The sequence below is a fragment of the Salinisphaera sp. genome (assembly GCF_002729955.1).
Taxonomy (GTDB): domain Bacteria; phylum Pseudomonadota; class Gammaproteobacteria; order Nevskiales; family Salinisphaeraceae; genus Salinisphaera.
The window spans coordinates 40863-58857 of the sequence record NZ_PBYA01000042.1 but is presented as its reverse complement, the minus strand read 5'-3'; the positions used below and the strand labels follow the sequence as shown (position 1 = coordinate 58857).

General features: G+C 63.1%; 19 protein-coding genes. 14 read left to right on the top strand and 5 right to left on the bottom strand.

Features of this window, described 5'->3' with window-relative positions; genetic code table 11:
* Positions 1–101 precede the first annotated feature (101 nt).
* Positions 102–479: a hypothetical protein gene (locus CMN27_RS12000; protein ID WP_293626735.1), complete on the top strand. Its 378-nt coding sequence runs from the start codon at positions 102–104 to the stop codon at positions 477–479.
* A gap of 355 nt (positions 480–834) precedes the next feature.
* On the opposite strand, the gene CMN27_RS11995 is transcribed toward CMN27_RS12000, so the two are convergent.
* Positions 835–1956, bottom strand: a complete 1122-nt coding sequence (locus CMN27_RS11995; protein WP_293626733.1) for an enoyl-CoA hydratase/isomerase family protein — start codon at positions 1954–1956, stop codon at positions 835–837.
* A 183-nt stretch (positions 1957–2139) separates the two neighbouring features.
* On the opposite strand from CMN27_RS11995, the gene CMN27_RS11990 reads away from it, so the two are divergent.
* The gene (locus tag CMN27_RS11990; RefSeq protein ID WP_293626731.1) at positions 2140–2394 is read left to right on the top strand and encodes an Lpp/OprI family alanine-zipper lipoprotein; all 255 of its coding nucleotides are present in this window, start codon (positions 2140–2142) and stop codon (positions 2392–2394) included.
* A gap of 118 nt (positions 2395–2512) precedes the next feature.
* On the opposite strand, the gene CMN27_RS11985 is transcribed toward CMN27_RS11990, so the two are convergent.
* The 3 genes from CMN27_RS11985 to CMN27_RS11975 form a co-directional block, all read right to left on the bottom strand.
* Positions 2513–3472: a L,D-transpeptidase family protein gene (locus tag CMN27_RS11985; protein ID WP_293626729.1), complete on the bottom strand. Its 960-nt coding sequence runs from the start codon at positions 3470–3472 to the stop codon at positions 2513–2515.
* A 116-nt stretch (positions 3473–3588) separates the two neighbouring features.
* Entirely contained in the window at positions 3589–4233 is a 645-nt protein-coding gene (pdxH, locus tag CMN27_RS11980) for a pyridoxamine 5'-phosphate oxidase (protein WP_293626727.1), read from the bottom strand.
* A gap of 43 nt (positions 4234–4276) precedes the next feature.
* The gene (locus CMN27_RS11975) at positions 4277–4495 is read right to left on the bottom strand and encodes a dodecin (RefSeq protein ID WP_293626725.1); all 219 of its coding nucleotides are present in this window, start codon (positions 4493–4495) and stop codon (positions 4277–4279) included.
* Positions 4496–4623: 128 nt separating this feature from the next.
* Here CMN27_RS11975 and CMN27_RS11970 point away from each other — a divergent pair, with 128 nt between their 5' ends.
* From CMN27_RS11970 to CMN27_RS11950, 5 genes are all read left to right on the top strand, one after another.
* Positions 4624–5610 (top strand): YhdH/YhfP family quinone oxidoreductase, encoded by a 987-nt coding sequence (locus CMN27_RS11970; protein ID WP_293626723.1) that lies wholly within the window; start codon positions 4624–4626, stop codon positions 5608–5610.
* Positions 5611–5661: 51 nt separating this feature from the next.
* Positions 5662–6795, top strand: coding sequence for a 2-methylcitrate synthase (gene prpC, locus CMN27_RS11965; protein ID WP_293626721.1), 1134 nt, complete (start codon positions 5662–5664; stop codon positions 6793–6795).
* Positions 6796–6862: 67 nt separating this feature from the next.
* Positions 6863–7255 (top strand): MAPEG family protein, encoded by a 393-nt coding sequence (locus CMN27_RS11960; protein WP_293626720.1) that lies wholly within the window; start codon positions 6863–6865, stop codon positions 7253–7255.
* A 313-nt stretch (positions 7256–7568) separates the two neighbouring features.
* Entirely contained in the window at positions 7569–9071 is a 1503-nt protein-coding gene (locus CMN27_RS11955) for a wax ester/triacylglycerol synthase family O-acyltransferase (protein WP_293626719.1), read from the top strand.
* A 216-nt stretch (positions 9072–9287) separates the two neighbouring features.
* Positions 9288–10982 carry a glutamine--tRNA ligase/YqeY domain fusion protein gene (locus CMN27_RS11950; protein ID WP_293626718.1) on the top strand — a complete coding sequence of 565 codons (1695 nt, stop codon included), beginning with the start codon at positions 9288–9290 and terminating at the stop codon, positions 10980–10982.
* A gap of 398 nt (positions 10983–11380) precedes the next feature.
* Here CMN27_RS11950 and CMN27_RS11945 read toward each other — a convergent pair whose 3' ends face one another.
* Positions 11381–12868, bottom strand: coding sequence for a carboxyl transferase domain-containing protein (locus CMN27_RS11945; protein WP_293626716.1), 1488 nt, complete (start codon positions 12866–12868; stop codon positions 11381–11383).
* 333 nt (positions 12869–13201) lie between these two features.
* Here CMN27_RS11945 and rsmG point away from each other — a divergent pair, with 333 nt between their 5' ends.
* The 7 genes from rsmG (at position 13202) to CMN27_RS11910 (ending at position 17994) form a co-directional block, all read left to right on the top strand.
* Positions 13202–13843: a 16S rRNA (guanine(527)-N(7))-methyltransferase RsmG gene (rsmG, locus tag CMN27_RS11940; protein WP_293626714.1), complete on the top strand. Its 642-nt coding sequence runs from the start codon at positions 13202–13204 to the stop codon at positions 13841–13843.
* A gap of 138 nt (positions 13844–13981) precedes the next feature.
* Positions 13982–14827, top strand: a complete 846-nt coding sequence (locus CMN27_RS11935; RefSeq protein WP_293626712.1) for a ParA family protein — start codon at positions 13982–13984, stop codon at positions 14825–14827.
* A gap of 35 nt (positions 14828–14862) precedes the next feature.
* The gene (locus CMN27_RS11930; RefSeq protein WP_293626710.1) at positions 14863–15711 is read left to right on the top strand and encodes a ParB/RepB/Spo0J family partition protein; all 849 of its coding nucleotides are present in this window, start codon (positions 14863–14865) and stop codon (positions 15709–15711) included.
* Between the two features lie 181 nt (positions 15712–15892).
* Positions 15893–16243, top strand: coding sequence for an ATP synthase subunit I (locus CMN27_RS11925; RefSeq protein WP_293626708.1), 351 nt, complete (start codon positions 15893–15895; stop codon positions 16241–16243).
* 52 nt (positions 16244–16295) lie between these two features.
* On the top strand, positions 16296–17138 hold the full coding sequence (gene atpB / locus CMN27_RS11920) for a F0F1 ATP synthase subunit A (RefSeq protein ID WP_293626706.1): 843 nt from the start codon (positions 16296–16298) through the stop codon (positions 17136–17138).
* A gap of 50 nt (positions 17139–17188) precedes the next feature.
* On the top strand, positions 17189–17467 hold the full coding sequence (gene atpE / locus CMN27_RS11915) for a F0F1 ATP synthase subunit C (protein WP_293626704.1): 279 nt from the start codon (positions 17189–17191) through the stop codon (positions 17465–17467).
* Between the two features lie 53 nt (positions 17468–17520).
* Entirely contained in the window at positions 17521–17994 is a 474-nt protein-coding gene (locus CMN27_RS11910; protein ID WP_293626703.1) for a F0F1 ATP synthase subunit B, read from the top strand.
* Position 17995: the final 1 nt, after the last annotated feature.

The following is a 17995-nucleotide window of genomic DNA, read 5'->3' as shown; positions in this document are numbered from 1 at the left end:
GCTGTCGCAGGGCGGCCACGCTGATGCGATGAGGGCATCGCCCCCTATAAGCCGCGTTTTGTTCTAGACTTTTTATCCACAAACATTCTTGGGGGAACGTGATGGCCATTCCATACCTGCGCGCGGCGATGCTCGCGGCCGCTCTCGGCTGTCTGCTGCTTGTTGGCTGTGCCAGCGATCCAAAGCCGGCCGAGCCCAGCCCGCTCGACGAACCGGTCGATGCCTTCGACGCCGTGGCCGAGCCGCGCCGCCCCGGCGCCGGCAACAATCGGGACGCGAATACGCTCTCGACCGATATCGAACGGCTGCAGAACGCGCGCCAGGCCTATCGCCTCGAACAGGAGCGCCTGCGCGCCGAAACCTCGCGTCGTCAGGCCGAATGCCGTGCCCGCGAAGGCTCGCGCGAAGTGCCGATCCAGGATGGCAGTGGCGACAGCAGCGCGACCTATTGCCAACCGGCGTCGCAGAACGAACGCTGAGCCGAGTGGAGTTAGCGTGGCCGGGGCATCGCCACCGGCCAGCCCGAGCCCGCGACAGGCCATAGCGCCGCCATGCGCGGCCTATGGCTTGGCTATTCAACGCTGCTGTCCGCAGATCGACGCCGATTCACGCAGATTGGATAAGTAACTCCGACACAGCATATGCCAGTTGTTCACTCGCATGCCGCATTGAAACGCAGCTCAGCCGGGCAACGTGCTGGCCTGCAAACCTGTCGTTCTCGATCTGCGTGAATCTGCGTCGATCTGCGGTTAAGAGGGAACCGTTCGACCTGCAACCAACCGCCACGTAATAAGAATTGCGCGGCTGTGCGTTGAATCAAAGCCCGCCGACGCTTCAGGGTTTGACGTCCGGCAGGTCGCGCAGCGGGTGGTCGCCGTCCCAGGGCGCGCGGAAATGGGTGTCGACATAGTCGCTGGGTACGGCGGCGACGGATTCGAATATCCACTGGGGTTCGCGATCCTTGTCGACGAGGAGCGCGCGTACGCCTTCAGCGAAGTCGGGATGGCGAGCGCACTGCAATGCCATCTTGAGTTCGCGCATCACGGCCTGCTTGAGCGACAGATAGCGTCCGTCGCGCAGCTGGCGATAGATCAGGTGGGCTGTCACCGGGCAGCCGTTTTCGAGGTTGGTGGCGGCCTCGGCCAGCCAGGGATCGTCGGCCTCGGCGAGTTTGCGAATGGCGGCGACGATGCCCGCCAGCGTGGCGGCATCGGTGGCTTCGCGAATGGTCATGGCGTGTTCGAGCAGCTTCGATTCGCCCAGGCCCGCGGGGTGTTCCCGGGCGTGCTGGCGCAGCACGCGATCGACCGCGGCATGCGGCTGGTTCCAGTCGGTGATGCGGGTCAGGGCATCGAAGACGGTCTGCTTGGCGTCGTGATCGATGGCGCGGTCGGCAAGGCCTGCCACCAATGCATCCTGTGCGCCGAGCGTGGCGCCGGTCAGGGCGACGAACAGGCCCAGGCGGGTGGGCAGGCGGTTGAAGAACCAGGTGGCGGCGCAGTCCGGGAACAGGCCGATCTTGATTTCCGGCATCGCCAGCTTCGATGAGGCGGTAACGATGCGATGCGAGGCGGCCGAGAACAGGCCCATGCCGCCGCCCATGATCAGGCCGTTGCCCCAGGCGATACAGGGGGTGGCCAGCATGTGGATGGCGTGACAGAGCCGGTATTCGAGAGTGAAGAAACGGTCGGGATAATCCGGATCACCCTGTCCGGTCATGCCCTTGTAGAGCGCGACGATATTGCCGCCCGCGCAGAAGGCCTTGTCGCCGCTGGCGTCGATGAAGATCGCGGCAATTTCGGTATCGGCGTCCCAGGCGGTGAGCTTTTTGTACAGCGGCTCCAGCATTTCCAGCGTCAAGGCGTTGAGCGCGCTCGTGTTATTGAGCGTAACGTGGCCGATACGCTTGCCGTTGGTGCTCACGACCTCATCGAAAAGAATGGCGGCGTCTGTCATGGGCGATCTCGTAGCCGTGCTGATCGGGCGCGCATGCTCGCGCGGAATGCGGGTATGCACAAGAATTAGTTTTCGGCTGCAGAATATGATCTACAAAAGTGTATGGCTGTGATAGCTTATAGACGCCCTGTCAGGCGGTTTGCCTGGCGTTATATGAAAGAAATGAAAGACAGGAGTCTTATTATGACCAAGACGCTGCTGAAATCCGCGTTTGTTGTTGGCGTTGTCGCTGCTGCTGCCGGTTGCGCGAGCAACTCCGACGGTATGCAGTCGCAGGTTGACCAGGCCATGCGCAAGGCCGAATCCGCTCAGTCGACTGCCAACGAAGCGCAGCGCACGGCCAACCGCGCGATGCAGACCGCGCAGGAAGCCAAGTCCGCCAGCCAGGCGAACTCGCAGCGCATCGAGCGTATGTTCGAGTCCTCGCAGCGCAAGTAAGCGTTTGCGAATGACGGCGGCCTGAGCGCCGTCGCGTGAAAAACCCCGCCTCGGTGCGGGGTTTTTTTTGCCCGGCTGAAGCGGCGCGGCACGATCGGCGCGCCGGCCGCAGCAGGCGCTAGCGTTGTTCGACGGTCACCCCGATCGGTTCCGGCATGCCGTCGGCCTTTTCGACCACGGCCTGGGCACGATCCCAGTCGATCGGCGCCTTGGGATGATTGGCGGTCGCCGCGATCAGGCTTTCCACCCACGGCGTGAAGGAACGCACCGGCGCGTCGCCGTTGGCATCCGGCGGGTGCGATTCAATGAACAGCGTATTGCCTTCCCAGCCGATCTTGTACGGTTCGCTGATGATGTTGACCGGTGTCCCCGTGGGTACGAGCGCGAACAGCGACGCGATATCTTCCGGATAGAGTCGGATACAGCCGTGCGACACCTTCAGGCCGATACCGGCCGGCTTGTTGGTGCCATGCAGCAGGTAGGAGGGCAGGCCCAGATACAGGGCATGCTGGCCGAGCGGATTGTCCGGCCCGGCAGGCACCACGGCCGGCAGCGTATCGCCGGCCTTTTCGTGTTCCGCGCGAATCGAGGCCGGCGGCGTCCAGGTCGGATCGGCCTTCTTGCGCACGATCGTGGTCTTGGCCAGCGGGGTGGACCAGCCTTCGCGGCCGATCCCCAGTGGGTAGGTCACCACCTTGCCCGCATATTCGCTGCCCGCCGGCGGGAAGTAGTACAGGCGCATTTCCGGGATATTGATGACGATGCCCTTGCGCGCCACGTTGGGCAGCACATAGCGGGTGGGGATCACCATCGGCGTGCCGTCGCCGGGCAGCCACGGGTCGACGTCGGGGTTGGACAGGCGCAGCTCGCGATAGCCGACGTTGTAGCGGCGCGCGAGTTTGACGAAGGTGTCATCTTCCGAGGTCTTGATGTGCTGGAGTTTGCCGACCACGTCCGAGCCCTCGGGCGGCATGTTGTAAATCGCCGCATGGGCAGCGCTCGTGGCGAGGCCGAACCCCAGCAGGCCGGTCATGAAGACAAGAAGAGCGTAGCGGTGCAGGCGCGCGCGCAAGGTCATAGCATCAGTTCCATCAAAACGGTACGGCCGATATCGGCATTCGGCCCATGCAACTGCAGACTGTACCGAATTCGTTCGGGCGCGGTGGCACACGATCGCAGCCAGCGCCTTTGGGTTCAGGGGGCGAGCCGGTCGATCTGCCAGTGCTCGCCGCTGCGCTGGTAGCGCAGACGGTCGTGCAGGCGGCTGCGCCGCGCCTGCCAGAATTCGAACATATCGGGTACGAGCGCATAGCCGCCCCAGTGTTCCGGCCGGGGTACTTCCTGTTCGGCAAAGCGGGCTTCGACATCGACCACGCGCTGTTCGAGTTCGGCGCGGTCGGCGATCACATGGCTCTGCGGCGAGGCGTGCGCGCCCAGCCGGCTGCCGCGCGAACGGCGCGCAAAATAGGCATCAGAGGCGCTGGCATCGAGTTTTTGGACCCGGCCTTCGATACGCACCTGGCGTTCGAGCGCTTCCCACCAGAACACCAGCGCGGCCTGCGGATGCGCGGCCAGTGCCTCGCCCTTGCGGCTGAGGTAGTTGGTATAGAAACGAAACCCCTGCGCGTCGAAGCCCTTGAGCAGCACGATACGCGCCGAGGGCCGACCACTGGCGTCGACCGTGGCCAGGGTCATGGCCGTGGGTTCGATCATGGCGGCCTGTTGGGCAAGGCGATACCAGTCGTCGAACAATGCGAGCGGCTCGGCCGGCGCGTTCTCTTCGATGAGATCGCGCCGGTCGAGCTCGCCCTGCCACGGGCTTGGAGCGTCGTCGGTCATCGAGTCGGATCCTCTATTCACGCCCCAACTCCCGTATCAGTCGTTAACCGGCCTTGTCTTCGAGCGTGAAGCCGACCTTCACCGACACCTGCCAGTGGGCGACCTCGTTGTTCTCGATATGCCCGCGCACGCCCGTGACCTGGAACCAGCGCATGTTCGCGATCGTCTTCGATGCTTCGGCGATGGCCTTGCGCACGGCGTCTTCCTGACTGGTTTCCGAGGAGCCGGTCAGTTCCACGGATTTATATACGTTGTCGCTCATGAATCGTTCTCGTTGGAAATTGAACCCCGGCAAGCCTACGCCCGAGCCGGCAAGGCCTCAAGCGAGGGCGAACAGTTGTTCAATATGATACAAACGGCGGCCTGACCTTCAGTCACGGACACGCGAAAATGAAAGCACTGCGCATCGTCGATACGGACGACGGCACCCGCGCCGATATCACCGACATGGAGCTCAGCGAGCTCAGCGACGGCAACGTCGTCATCAAGTCGCACTATTCCTCTCTCAACTTCAAGGACGCACTGGCGATCACCGGCAAGGGCAAGATCGCGCGCAAGCGTCCGCTCAATGCCGGCATCGATGTGGCCGGCGTGGTCGAGTCCAGCGAGGACGATCGCTTTTCCCCCGGCGACGAGGTGGTGGTCACCGGCTGGTTCATGAGCGAAACCCGCGACGGCGGTCTCGCCGAGTACGTGCGTATCCCGGCCGAATGCGTGGTGAAAAAGCCCGAGGGGCTGACGCTGTGGCAGACCATGGCGCTGGGCACGGCCGGTTTCACCGCCGGTATGGCAGTCAAGCGCATGACCGACAACTTCCAGAAACCCGAGGACGGCCCCGTACTGGTCACCGGTGCGACTGGCGGCGTGGGCATGTTCGCGATCGATATCCTGGCCCGGGCCGGCTATGAAGTCGTGGCCGTATCGCGCAAGGCCGAGGCCGAAGGCGATTTTCTCAAGACGCTCGGCGCCTCCGACGTCATCACCCCGGACGCGCTCGATCTGGAAGGCAAGCCGCTGGGCAAACCGGTCTATGCCGGCGCGATCGATGCAGTGGGCGGCGATCTGCTGGCCAATATCGTGGCCCAGGTTCAGCCCTACGGAAACGTGGCCGCGATCGGTCTGGCCGGCGGGCCCAAGCTGTCGACCACGGTGATGCCGTTCATCCTGCGCGGCGTATCGTTGCTGGGTATTCATTCGGTGGAATGCCCGAACCCCTGGCGCGAGGAAATCTGGGGCAATCTCTCCGGCGCGCAGAAGCCTGCCCATCTGGACACCATCGCGAACCAAACCGTAGGCTTGGCCGACGTTCACGGCGTGTGCGACACCATCATGGCGGGTGAAAACACCGGCCGCACGGTCGTCGATATTCAGGCCTAGGGTCTGGCTTATCCACACGTCGAATCACGAACAATCCCAGGAGTTTCAGGTATGAGCAAGACAGAAAACACGGCCGGTCTGGCCGGTGTCACTGCGGGCAAGACGGCCATCTGCACGGTCGGCAAGAAGGGCGTGGGTCTGACCTATCGCGGCTATCTGATCGAGGATCTGGCAGCCAAGGCCGAGTTCGAGGAAGTGGCGTATCTGATGCTCTACGGCGAGCTGCCCACACAGAGCCAGCTCAGCGACTACAAGAAGCGCCTGGCCGGCATGCGTGGTCTGCCGGACGGGGTGAAGACCGCGCTGGAAGTGTTGCCGCGCGATACCCATCCGATGGACGTCATGCGCACGGGCGCGTCGGTGCTGGGCACCATCGAACAGGAAAACGATGCCGAGAAGCAGCAGCACGACGTGGCCGATCGCCTGCTGGCGAGCTTCCCGTCAATGCTGATGTACTGGTACCACTTCATGGAGTCGGGCAAGCGTATCGATGTGGATACCGACGACGACAAGATCGGCGGCCACTTCCTGCATCTGCTGCACGGTGAAAAACCCAGCGAGGACGCCATCAAGTGCATGTCGACGTCGCTGATTCTCTACGCCGAGCACGAGTTCAACGCCTCCACCTTCACCGCGCGCGTGATTACCGCGACACTGTCGGACTTCTACTCGGCGGTCACCGGTGCGATCGGCGCGTTGCGCGGCCCGCTGCACGGCGGTGCCAACGAAAAGGCCATGGAGCTGATCCAGACCTTCAAGGATCCGGACGACGCCGAAGCCGGCCTCAAGAAGATGCTGGAGAACAAGGAAAAGATCATGGGCTTCGGCCATCGTGTCTACAAAAAAGCCGATCCGCGTAACGGCATCATCAAGGAATGGTCGAAGAAACTCGCCGGTGACGATCCGTACAAGCAGAACCTGTACGCGATCTCGGAACGCCTCGAGCAGGTCATGCTCGACGAAAAAGGCATGTTCCCGAACGCCGACTTCTATCATGCGACGGCCTACCACTTCCTGGGCATTCCCACCCAGCTGTTCACGCCGATCTTCGTGATCTCGCGGCTGACCGGCTGGGGCGCGCATATCTTCGAACAGCGCGCCGACAACCGCCTGATCCGTCCGAACGCGGAATACGTGGGTCCGGAAGTGCGTGATTTCCGCCCCATCGATCAGCGCGGCGCATAATCGCAATCGTGGCGCGCGCCGGTAGGTCGTCAGCTCTGTCGACAATAATCAAAGCAAGGAGATAGTGATGATTCTGGCTTACTGGTGCGTGCTGGTTGCCGCGCTCATGCCCTTCGGCTTCGTGCTGTACGCGAAGCTCGCGGGCCGCGACAAGATGGGGTTGGAAGAAAACCGCTACCCGCGGCAATGGCTCGAGCAGGTGGAAGGCGCGCAGAAACGCGCCTACTGGGCTCAGCTGAATTCGTTCGAGGCGTTTCCGCCGTTCGCGGCGGCGGTGATCATTGCCGTGATTTCCGGCGGCTCGATTGGCGCCATCAACTTCCTTGCCGTGCTGTTCATTCTGCTGCGCCTGGTCTACGGCTGGTGCTATATCAGCGACCGGGCCACCCTGCGCAGCCTGGTCTGGTTTGGCGGTTTGAGCTGCGTGCTGGCGCTGTTTGTCGTGGCTGCCATTGGCTGAGGTCGGGCGGCCTCGTCCCTTGGGCCTGGAATCGTTGATCGTGTAACGCAAGATGCGTCGTACCCGGCTTGGGTATGGCGCATTTTTTTGTATGCGGCATTCCCGACAGGTGCGCCGGCGCATGAAAGAGCGCAACGTAAAGGCGTAGACGGCACACGCGGGACTTGCGTTGCGCTACCGTGTTTACGATTATTGGCAATAATAAAAATATCAATTTTCACAAATGCGCGATGACACTAACCCGGCCTGAGCCGGTAAAAGATCGTGCCGGTCGATCCATGCCCGGCATCGTGTGCGAACAGGAGACACGTTGATGGAGACCAAACGCCTGAACCTGGTCGATATGGCCTGGCTCAATGTGGAAACCGAAAATGCGCCGATGCAGGTCGGCGGGTTGCTGACCTTTCAGATCCCCGACGGTGCGCCGAAGGATCTGCCGCGCCGCATCGTCAAGCATTACCACCAGTTCTCGCAGGCCTATTCGCCCTGGAACCACCGCCTGCGCAAGGGTGCGCTGCGTACCGTCGCGCCGGAGTGGGAGCTGCTCGACGAAATCGATGTCGAATACCACTTCCGGCATTCGGCCCTGCCGGCGCCCGGTGGCGAGCGCGAACTCGGCGAACTCGCGTCGCGTCTGCATAGTCATCCGCTGGATTTCCGGCGCCCGCCCTGGGAAGCGCATCTCATCGAAGGGCTCGAAGGCAATCGCTTCGCGCTCTATATCAAGCTGCACCATTCGCTGCTCGACGGCGTGGCCGGTATGCGCCAGCTCGCCAGGGCGCTCACCGACGATCCCAACGATACCGAGCGCCCGCCATTCTGGGCGCTGCCGCCGAAAAAACGCCGCAAGCGTTCGCCCAGCGAAGCGCGGCCGGGCCTGTATCGGGCCGTGGCCGAATTGATGGGGGGTGCGGCCGAGCAGGTCGGTTCGCTGCCGGGCTTCGCGCGCGTGGTGCGCAGCATGCTCAAGAGCGCGCGTTCGGAAACCGGCACCGCCGGCCTGCCGTTCTCATCGGCCTCGTCGCTGCTCAACAGTCGTATCCAGTCGCAGCGGCGCTATGCCACCCAGCTGTACTCGCTGGCCGAATGCCGCAGCCTGGCGCACAACGCCGGGGTGACCGTCAACGACATCGTGCTCACCATCTGCGGCGGCGCGCTTCGGCGTTATCTGCGCGAGATCGGCGAACTGCCCAGCAAGCCGCTGACCGCCGGTATTCCGGTTTCGGTACGCCCGGCCGACGATCAGGACGAAGGCAACGCGCTGACCTTCATCGTCGCCAACCTGGCGACCGATATCGAGTCGACGCCGGAACGTCTTCAAGCGGTGGCGCGTTCGACAAAACGCGCAAAGAACGAGCTGAGCAAACTCTCGGCGGCGGCCATCACCCAGTACACGGTCGCGCTCATGGCGCCCTACGTGCTGTCGCTGGTCACCGGCATGGGCGGACGCACGCGGCCCGTGTTCAATGTGACGGTATCCAACCTGCCCGGCCCGGAAGGCCCGCTCTATATCCACGGCGCGGAGATGGAAGCGTTCTACCCGACCTCGCTGGTGACCCACGGCCAGGCGCTCAATATCACCGTGCACGGCTATGGCGATACGCTGGGCTTTGGCTTTATCGGTTGTCGGGAGACCCTGCCCTCGATGCAGCGTCTGGCCGTTTATGCCGGCGAAACGCTCGACGAACTGCGCGAAACCTACGGCGATCGCGAGCCGGCCGGCAAAACCGAGGCGGCAGATAGCGACGCGTCTTCGGCAAAGAAGAGTACGGCCAAGCGGCGCAGCAAGACCCAGCAGAGCAGCGCTGCCAGCTGACTTTTGCGCCCGGTCTGATGGCGACGGGCCGAGTCCATCTCGGCCCGTGGCCCGGCGTCGCTTCGCCTCGATACGCATGCAACGCCGGACCGAGTGTGCGCCCCGATACGCCGGTGCAATGAACCGGCGCCGAAAGCCACGCCCCGAGCCGTTATAATTGGCGCCTGAGTTTCATGTTTTTCGTTCGGCTTGCGGGCACGAGCGCGGGTGGCATTTATGAGCGACAACGCACCGTCGACGTCCAGGTCCGGCAACAATTTCGTACGCAACATGATCGCCGAGCAGATCGAGCGCGGCGATCACGTGGGCGAGGTGGTCACACGCTTTCCGCCCGAGCCGAACGGCTTTCTGCATATCGGCCATGCGAAATCGATCTGTCTGAACTTTGGTCTGGCCGAGCACTTCGGTGGGCGGTGTCGGCTGCGCTTCGACGACACCAACCCGGAGAAAGAGGAACAGGCCTTCATCGATTCCATTCAGGAAGACGTGCACTGGCTGGGCTTCGACTGGGATGGTCATGTGCGCTTTACGTCGGACTATTTCGATACCCTTTACGAATACGCCCTGCACCTGATCGAAAACGGCGATGCCTACGTCGACGAGCTGACTTCCGAACAGGCACGCGAATACCGCGGCGACTGGAATACCCCGGGCACGAACAGCCCCTATCGCGATCGCACCCCGGCCGAAAACCTGGCGGCCTTCGAAAAGATGCGTGCCGGTGAATTCGGCGAAGGCCAGGCCTCGCTGCGCGCCAAGATCGACATGGCCGCCGGCAACATGAATCTGCGCGACCCGGTGATCTATCGAATCCGGCATGCCGCGCATCATCAGACCGGCGACAAATGGTGCATCTACCCGTCCTACGATTTCGCCCACGGCCAGTCGGACGCCATCGAAGGCGTGACCCACTCCATCTGTACGCTGGAATTCGAGGATCATCGCCCGCTCTATGACTGGTTCATCGAGCATCTGCCGGTGCCGGCCCGGCCCGTGCAGACCGAATTCGGGCGGCTCAACCTCAACTACACCGTCACCAGCAAGCGCAAGCTCAAGCGCCTGATCGACGAGCACGTTGTCGACGGCTGGGACGACCCGCGCATGCCCACGTTGGCCGGTATTCGTCGGCGCGGCTATACGCCGACGGCGATCCGCAACTTCTGCGAAACGATCGGCGTGGCCCGTACCGACGGCGTGGTCGATGCCGCGATGCTCGAACACGCCATTCGTGACGACCTGAACAACAACGCGCCGCGGGCGATGTGCGTGCTCGATTCGCTCAAGATCGTGATCACCAACTATCCGGAAGACGGCGTCGAACAGCTCACCGCCGCCGGCCATCCGAACCGCGACGATCTGGGCGAGCGCAGCCTGCCGTTCACGCATGAAATCCTGATCGAGAAAGAGGATTTCCGCGAAGAGGCCAACAAGAAATACAAGCGCCTGGTGCTGGGCAAGCGCGTACGTCTGCGCAATGCCTATGTGATCGAAGCCACCGATGTGGTCAAGAACGATGCCGGCGAGATCGTGGAAGTGCATTGCACCTATGACCCCGACACCCTCGGCGACAACCCGGCCGACGGCATCAAGCCCAAGGGCGTGATCCACTGGGTATCGGCCAGCCACGGCAAGAAAGCCACGGTACGCCAGTACGATCGACTGTTCGCGGCCGAACACCCCGGCCGCGGCGAGCGCGACATGCTCGACGACCTCAACCCGGATTCGCTCACCGTGTACGAAAACTGCACGATCGAGCCGGATCTGGCTATGGTCGAGCCGGAGTACCGGGTTCAGTTCGAGCGTATAGGCTATTTCGTGGCCGATCGCCACGATCACGCCCCGGGCAAGCCGGTGTTCAACCGGATCGTGCCGCTACGCGATACCTGGGCCAAGATCGAGGCCGACGGGTAACCGCTTCGATCTCTCGAGCAGTCCGCGAATGAACGCGAAGACACGCGAATAAGGTGAAAGACGGATCGCGCGAGGCCGGGTGGTCCGATATTCACACCGCGTGTTGAGCTTTGTCAGAAGAGTTATCCGCAGGTTACAGCGCGACTCAGCGTGTCGGCGGCACAGGGGATTCGAGACAGGCACTGTCCGCAGATCGACGCAGATCAACACAGATCCAGGTCGACTGCCTGGCGGCGCCGGGTTTGCGCGGCGCCCCGGTCTTGAGCGAGCGTCGAGGACGCGCTCCGCTTTTCATCTGTGTGGATCGGCGTCGATCTGCGGACACTTCTTCATAAAACCCAGTGCGGTGGCGCCAACAAAACTTTGCGTATATTGGCGTTCATTCGCGGACTAAAAAGCTAGCTGCCAAGCGCCCCCGCGAGCCAGCGGCGGGATTCGCCCGGGTCGATCACGTCATCGATTTCGAAATAGCTGGCCACGTTTTCGGCCTTGCCCTGTTCGTACATCGAATCCACCAGCTGCTGGTAGCGCGCGGCGCGTTCGGATTCGTCTTCGATGGCTTCCAGTTCGCGCCGAAACCCGAGCGTGACGGCGCCTTCGACGCCCATCGGGCCGAATTCACCCTGCGGCCAGGCCACGGTGAAGTTCGGCCGCTTGAGATGCCCGCCGAGCATGGCCTGTGCGCCCAGGCCGTAGGCCTTGCGAAGTACGATGCCATACCAGGGCACGGCCACTTTGGCGCCGGCAATGAACAGCTGCGAGGCATGGGCGACGGTGCCGCTCTTCTCGGCCTCGGGGCCGACCATGATGCCGGGCGTGTCGCAGAGCGTGAGCAACGCGATGCCGTGGGTGTTGCACAGGCGCATGAAGTCGGCGGCCTTGCGCGCGGCCGCGCTGTCGATGGCGCCGGCCAGGCTGCGCGGGTTGTTGGCGATCACGCCCAGGGGCCGGCCTTCGACACGGATGAAGGCGGTGACGAGGTTGGGCGCATGGGTCGCGCCCAGTTCGGTCATGGAGTCGATATCGGCGATTGCGGCGATGATCCGGCGTACGTCATAGGTCATGCGCCGGTTGGCCGGCATGAGGTCGGCCACGCGGGTGCTGTCGGGGGCCTCGAAGTCGGCGACCGGGCCCTGAAAGTACGACAGACAGCGCTTCGCCGTGGCTACGGCCTCGGCTTCATCGTCGACCAGAATATCGATCACGCCGATGGCCGCCTGCTGCTCGGCGGGGCCGATATCCTCGGGGGCGTATTCGCCCAGGCCGCCGCCGGCGATCATGGCGGGGCCGGCCATGCCGAGATTGGCATCGCGGGTGGCGATGGTGATATCGCAGCAGCCGAAAAACGCCGCGTTGCCGGCAAAACAGCGCCCGGCATTGATACCGATCAGGGGCACTTCGCCGTTAAGGCGTGCAAAGCTGTAGAAGCTGGTGACTTCCAGTCCGGAGTTGACCACCAGCGCTGCGTCGGTATCGCCCGGACGGCCGCCGCCGCCTTCGGTGAAGAACACCAGCGGCAGGCGTTCGCGGCGCGCGATCTCGACCATGCGGTCGGTCTTGCGATGGTTCTGATAGCCCTGGGTGCCGGCGAGCACGGTGTAGTCGTAGCTCATCACCACGCAGCGCGTGCTTGCGCGATCGAAGCGATCGCCGTTGATCCGCCCGATGCCGCTGATCAGCCCATCGGCTGGGGTGTCGCGCTTGAGCTCGTCGAGCGCGCGGCGGTTGCGCTGCGCGGCGATGGTCAGCGCGCCGTACTCCATGAAGCTATCGCCATCGCAAAGATCGGCGATGTTTTCGCGGGCGGTGCGTTTACCCAGGGCATGGCGCTTGGCGACGGCCTCGGGGCGGGCGCTATCGCGGGTGGCGGTATGAGAATCGGTCATGGGCGATCTGGTTGTTACAAGCGGCGATCGGGCAGCATGGCGCCTATTAACCCGGCACCAAAACAGCTGACTCGGTCAGCCGTTTTCAACGCTATCAAAAATCAACGCCGGCACGTGTCCGTCCTTGATTTTTGATAGCTTCGCGGCCGTCGGCCGCGGCGAGTACGCTGGCGCGCACTCGCGTTGTTAACCCGATAATTCATCTATATTTGTGTCGGGTTAATAAAACAACTCTTACGCAGCCGCGACATGGCCGTGATGACGAATCGCTCGGCTAAAATCGCTATCCTGAAGGGCTGACACGGGGAGGATCACGATGGGGAAAGCATGGCGATGACGGATTGGCCCGCCTGCGAACAGCGTCTGGCGGAGGGGATCAAGGAAATCGGCGTCGATGTGGGGCGGCCGGTGCAGGCGCAGCTGATCGCGTATCTGCGCGAGCTGTCGACCTGGAATGCCACCTATAATCTCACCGCCGTGCGCGATCCGTTGGCGATGGTCACGCGGCATTTGCTCGACAGCCTGGCGGTGCTGGATTTCGTTTCAGGTGCGTCGGTCGCCGATATTGGCAGCGGGCCGGGACTGCCGGGGCTGGTGATTGCGATCGCGCGTCCGCGCATTACGGTGACCCTGGTCGAATCCAACCGCAAGAAGGCCGCGTTTTTGCGCCACGTGCGCCGGCGCCTGGAACTGGACAACGTCCTCGTGGTGCAGGAGCGGGTGGAATCGGTCGAGACCGACGACAAGTTCGATACCGTGATTTGTCGGGCGTTTGCCGCGGCCGGCGAGTGCGCGCGACTGGCCGGCCACCTGGTCGCCCCGGGCGGGCGTTTTCTGTTGATGAAGGGCCGCGATCCGGCCCCGGAAATGGCCGACTTGCCGCTGGATTTTCGGCATGTGGATACGGTGGCCCTGCGCGTGCCCGGCCTCGAGGCCGATCGTCATCTGGCCATTCTGGAGCCGGGGCTGATCTGAAGCGCTGCCCAAACGCATGCAGCGTTGGATCGCGCGGCCCGACCCCGCATGGCGAGCGGGCGTCGTTGCACAGCGGGCATGCGCGGGAACGGGCTTGGGCATAACATGCGCTTCACGAGTCCATTAGACTGAGCGGCCATGAGCAACATCATCGCCATTGCCAACCAGAAAGGCGGCGTCGGCAAGACGACGACGAGCATCAATCTCGCGGCTGCGCTCGCCGAGGCCGAGCAGCGCGTGCTGCTCGTGGATATGGATGCCCAGGGCAATGCCACCATGGGCGTGGGCGTGGACAAGAACGCGCTCGAAGCCACCGTCTGCGATTTTCTGCTGGGCGACAAGGGCGTCTCGGAAGCGTTGCAGGTGGTGCTCGACGGCCAGTTCTTCCTGCTGGGCGCTAACGGCGACATGACCGCGGCCGAGGTCGGGCTACGTGATCGCAAGAACGGGCGTCTCGCGCTCAAGCAGGCGCTCGCCGAAATTTCGGACAGCTTCGATTACGTGATCATCGACTGCCCGCCGGCGCTGTCCATGCTCACGGTCAACGCGCTGGCCGCCGCTCGCGGGGTGATCATCCCCATGCAGTGCGAGTACTACGCCCTGGAAGGCCTGTCCGACCTGCTCGAAACCATCGAGAGCGTACGCAAGATGATGAATCCGGAGCTGATCATCGAAGGCGTGCTGCGCACCATGCACGACCCGCGCAACCGTCTGACCGGCGATGTCTCGGCCCAGCTGATCGACTATTTCGGCAGTGCCGTCTACGAAACCTGCATTCCGCGCAACGTGCGCCTGGCCGAAGCGCCCAGCCACGGGGTGCCGATCATGCAGTACGATAGCGCCGCATCGGGCGCGACCGCCTATCGCCAGCTGGCTGCCGAAATTCTCGCGCGCGACGACAGCGAAGTCATCGACGCGCCGCGCAAGGGCGCGCGCCGCGCCGTGTCGTCGCTGTTCGGGCGGCGTCGGCGTAACGCCGGTTGAGCGCATCGAGCGCATCACTCAAACAAGATCGGGCTATGGCACAGAAAAAACGCGGACTGGGGCGCGGTCTCGAATCGCTGCTTTCCAACGATTTCGACGACACGCCGGAAAGCGGCAGCGAACTCGTCGAGCTCGAGCTCGATGCCCTGCGTCCCGGGCGCTATCAGCCGCGTCGTGACATGGACGCCGAAGCGCTGGAAGCGCTGGCGCAGTCCATTCGTACCCAGGGCGTGGTGCAGCCGCTGGTGGTGCGCGATGCCGACGGCGGCTACGAGATCGTCGCCGGTGAGCGGCGCTGGCGCGCGGCACGCCTGGCAGGCCTTGCCACCGTGCCGGCCGTGGTGCGCCCGATGGCCGACGAAGCCGCCATGGCCGTCGCGCTTATCGAAAACATTCAGCGCGAAGACCTCAACCCGCTGGAAGAAGCCGCCGCGTTGCGTCGGCTGATCGAGGAATGCGGCATGACCCATGCCGCCTGTGCCGAGGCCGTGGGGCGCTCGCGGGCGAGCGTGTCCAACCTGCTGCGCCTGGCCGAACTGGTGCCCGAGGCGCAGGCGCTGCTGCGCGCGGGTGATATCCAGATGGGCCATGCGCGAGCCCTGCTGGGCGCGCCGACCGCCCTGCAGGCCGACCTCGCCGCGCGGGTGGCCTCCCGCCAGCTGACCGTGCGCCAGACCGAAGCGCTGGTGGCCTCGGCCATGGCCGAAAAGGATGTCGAAAGCGCACCACGACAGAGCAATCGACTGGTGCGCTTCGAGCACGAACTGGGGGAAACGCTGGGGGCCAAAGTTACCGTGCGCTCGCAGCGCGGCGGGCGTGCCCGGGTGGTGATCGACTACCCCAATGCCGGCGAACTCGATAATTTGCTCGACCGTTTGAAGTAACGGTGCAAGCGCGGCTCGAGCGCGTTTTGTTGTAAATAACAGGCGTTTTCGAGCCGATTGACCTTCCAATTCGCTTTGTCTATAGTCCGCCGAGCGTTGGACGCGCCGTGAGTGATTCGCGTGTCCGTCCGGAGCCGCGGTGGGGGGTTCTCAAGTGATATCCCGACCACGTCCGCGCAACATGCGCCTAGCTTGGGTGGTGTTGGGCACGCAAACCACAATCGGCCTGTTGGTGGCTGCCATGTTTGGCGCCGTGACCGGCCCGGCGTCGGCCAAGGCTGCGCTGTTCGGTGTGGCTGTGGCGGTTGTTCCGGGGCTGTGGATGGCGCTTTGGTTGCTGCCACGCCGCAGGCAGGTCGACGCACGGGTTATGGCTCGCGCCTTTTATTGGGGCGAGCTGGGAAAACTAGGATTGACTGCGGGGCTGTTCGTTGCGGCAGCCCTTTTATTTGGTCAGCAGTTTTTATCGCTGCTGGCGACATACGTGGCTTGCCAAGCTTGTTACTGGCTCGCCTTAGTTTTGACGCGCTAGCTGCCGCCGAGGGTGGGCAGTTCGACGACGGCTTGATCGAGGACAACTCCATATGGCCAGCGCCGAAGAAGGCGGTAACACCGCGAACCAGTACATCCAGCACCATCTGTCGAATTTGCAGCTCGACCTGTCCACCATGGAAGTCGGCGGCAATATCAGTGGCTTCTGGGTGCTGAATCTCGACAGCCTGTTCTTTTCCGTTGTGCTCGGCGTGTTTTTTCTGGTCGTGTTTCGCATGGTGGCCAAGAAGGTCACGGCCAGCGAGCCGGGCAAGCTGCAGACGTTCGTGGAAATGGTCCACGACTTTACCGATACACAGGTACGTGACATCTATCACGGCAACTCCACGCTGATCGCGCCGCTGGCGATGACGATCTTCGTATGGGTGTTCCTGATGAACTTCATGGACCTGATCCCGGTCGACGCGCTGCCCGCGGCCGCTCATGCGGCGGGCATCGATTACCTCAAGGTTGTGCCCACGACCGACCTGAACATTACCTTCGGTCTGTCGTTGTCGGTGTTCTTTCTGATGATCGTCTACGGCATCAAGGCCAAGGGCGGCCTGGGCTTCCTCAAGGAAACCCTGACGCATCCGTTCGGCAAGTGGCTGGCGCCGTTCAACTTTGTTCTGTTTGTCGTTGAAACCGTGGCCAAGCCCGTATCGCTGTCGCTGCGTTTGTTCGGCAACCTGTACGCTGGCGAGCTGATCTTCATTCTGATCGCCGTGTTCACGCTGGGTGCCGGGGCGAGTCTGCTGGCCGTGCCCATGTTCATCCTGCAGATCCTGCTCGGCCTGGGCTGGGCAATCTTTCATATTCTCGTGATCACGCTGCAGGCGTATATCTTCGGCATGCTGACCATTGTTTATCTGAGCATGGTTCAGGACGACCACTGATCGATCGACACCACCAACCACTGACTGACTCGTAAACTGGAGAGTAGAAAATGGAACAAGCCATTGCAGACGTTCAGGGCATGACCGTGATCGCGGTCGCGATCCTCATCGGCCTTGGTGCCATCGGCACCGCACTCGGTTTCGCCCTGCTCGGCGGCAAATTCCTTGAAGGCCTAGCCCGCCAGCCCGAAATGGCGCCGATGCTGACCGGCCGTATGTTTCTGATCGCCGGCCTGCTGGACGCCGTGTCCATGATCGGCGTGGGTATCGCCCTGTTCTTGATGTTCGCCAACCCGTTCGTGGCGGCCGTACAGTCCGCGGGCGGCTAAACACCGGGTTCGCCACGTCGCTTAACTCGAGTTACGCAAGCCAGGGGTAACCCATGAGCATCAATGCCACACTGCTGGCCCAGATGATCGTCTTCGCGGTCTTCGTCTGGTTCACCATGAAGTTCGTATGGCCGCCGATCATGCAGGCCATGCGCGATCGTCAGAAACGAATCAGCGAAGGTCTCGCCGCGGCCGAGCGGGGTGTTCGGGAGCTGAACGAAGCCACCGCCAAGGCCGAGGATATGGTCGCCAAGGCGCGTACGCAGGCTCAGGAAATCCTGACCAATGCGCAGCGTCAGGCCGATGAAACGCTTGAGCGTGCCCGTGAGGACGCGCGTGCGGAAGGCGAGCGTATCGTCACTGCCGCGCGTGAAGAAGTGGACCAGGCCGTGGTCTCGGCCAAGGAAGACCTGCGGCGCGAGGTCGGTTCGCTGGCCGTCGTGGGCGCCGAGCGTATTCTCAAGCGCGAGATCGACGCCAAGGCGCACAATGACATCATCGACGACCTCGTCGCGGAGATTCGTTAGC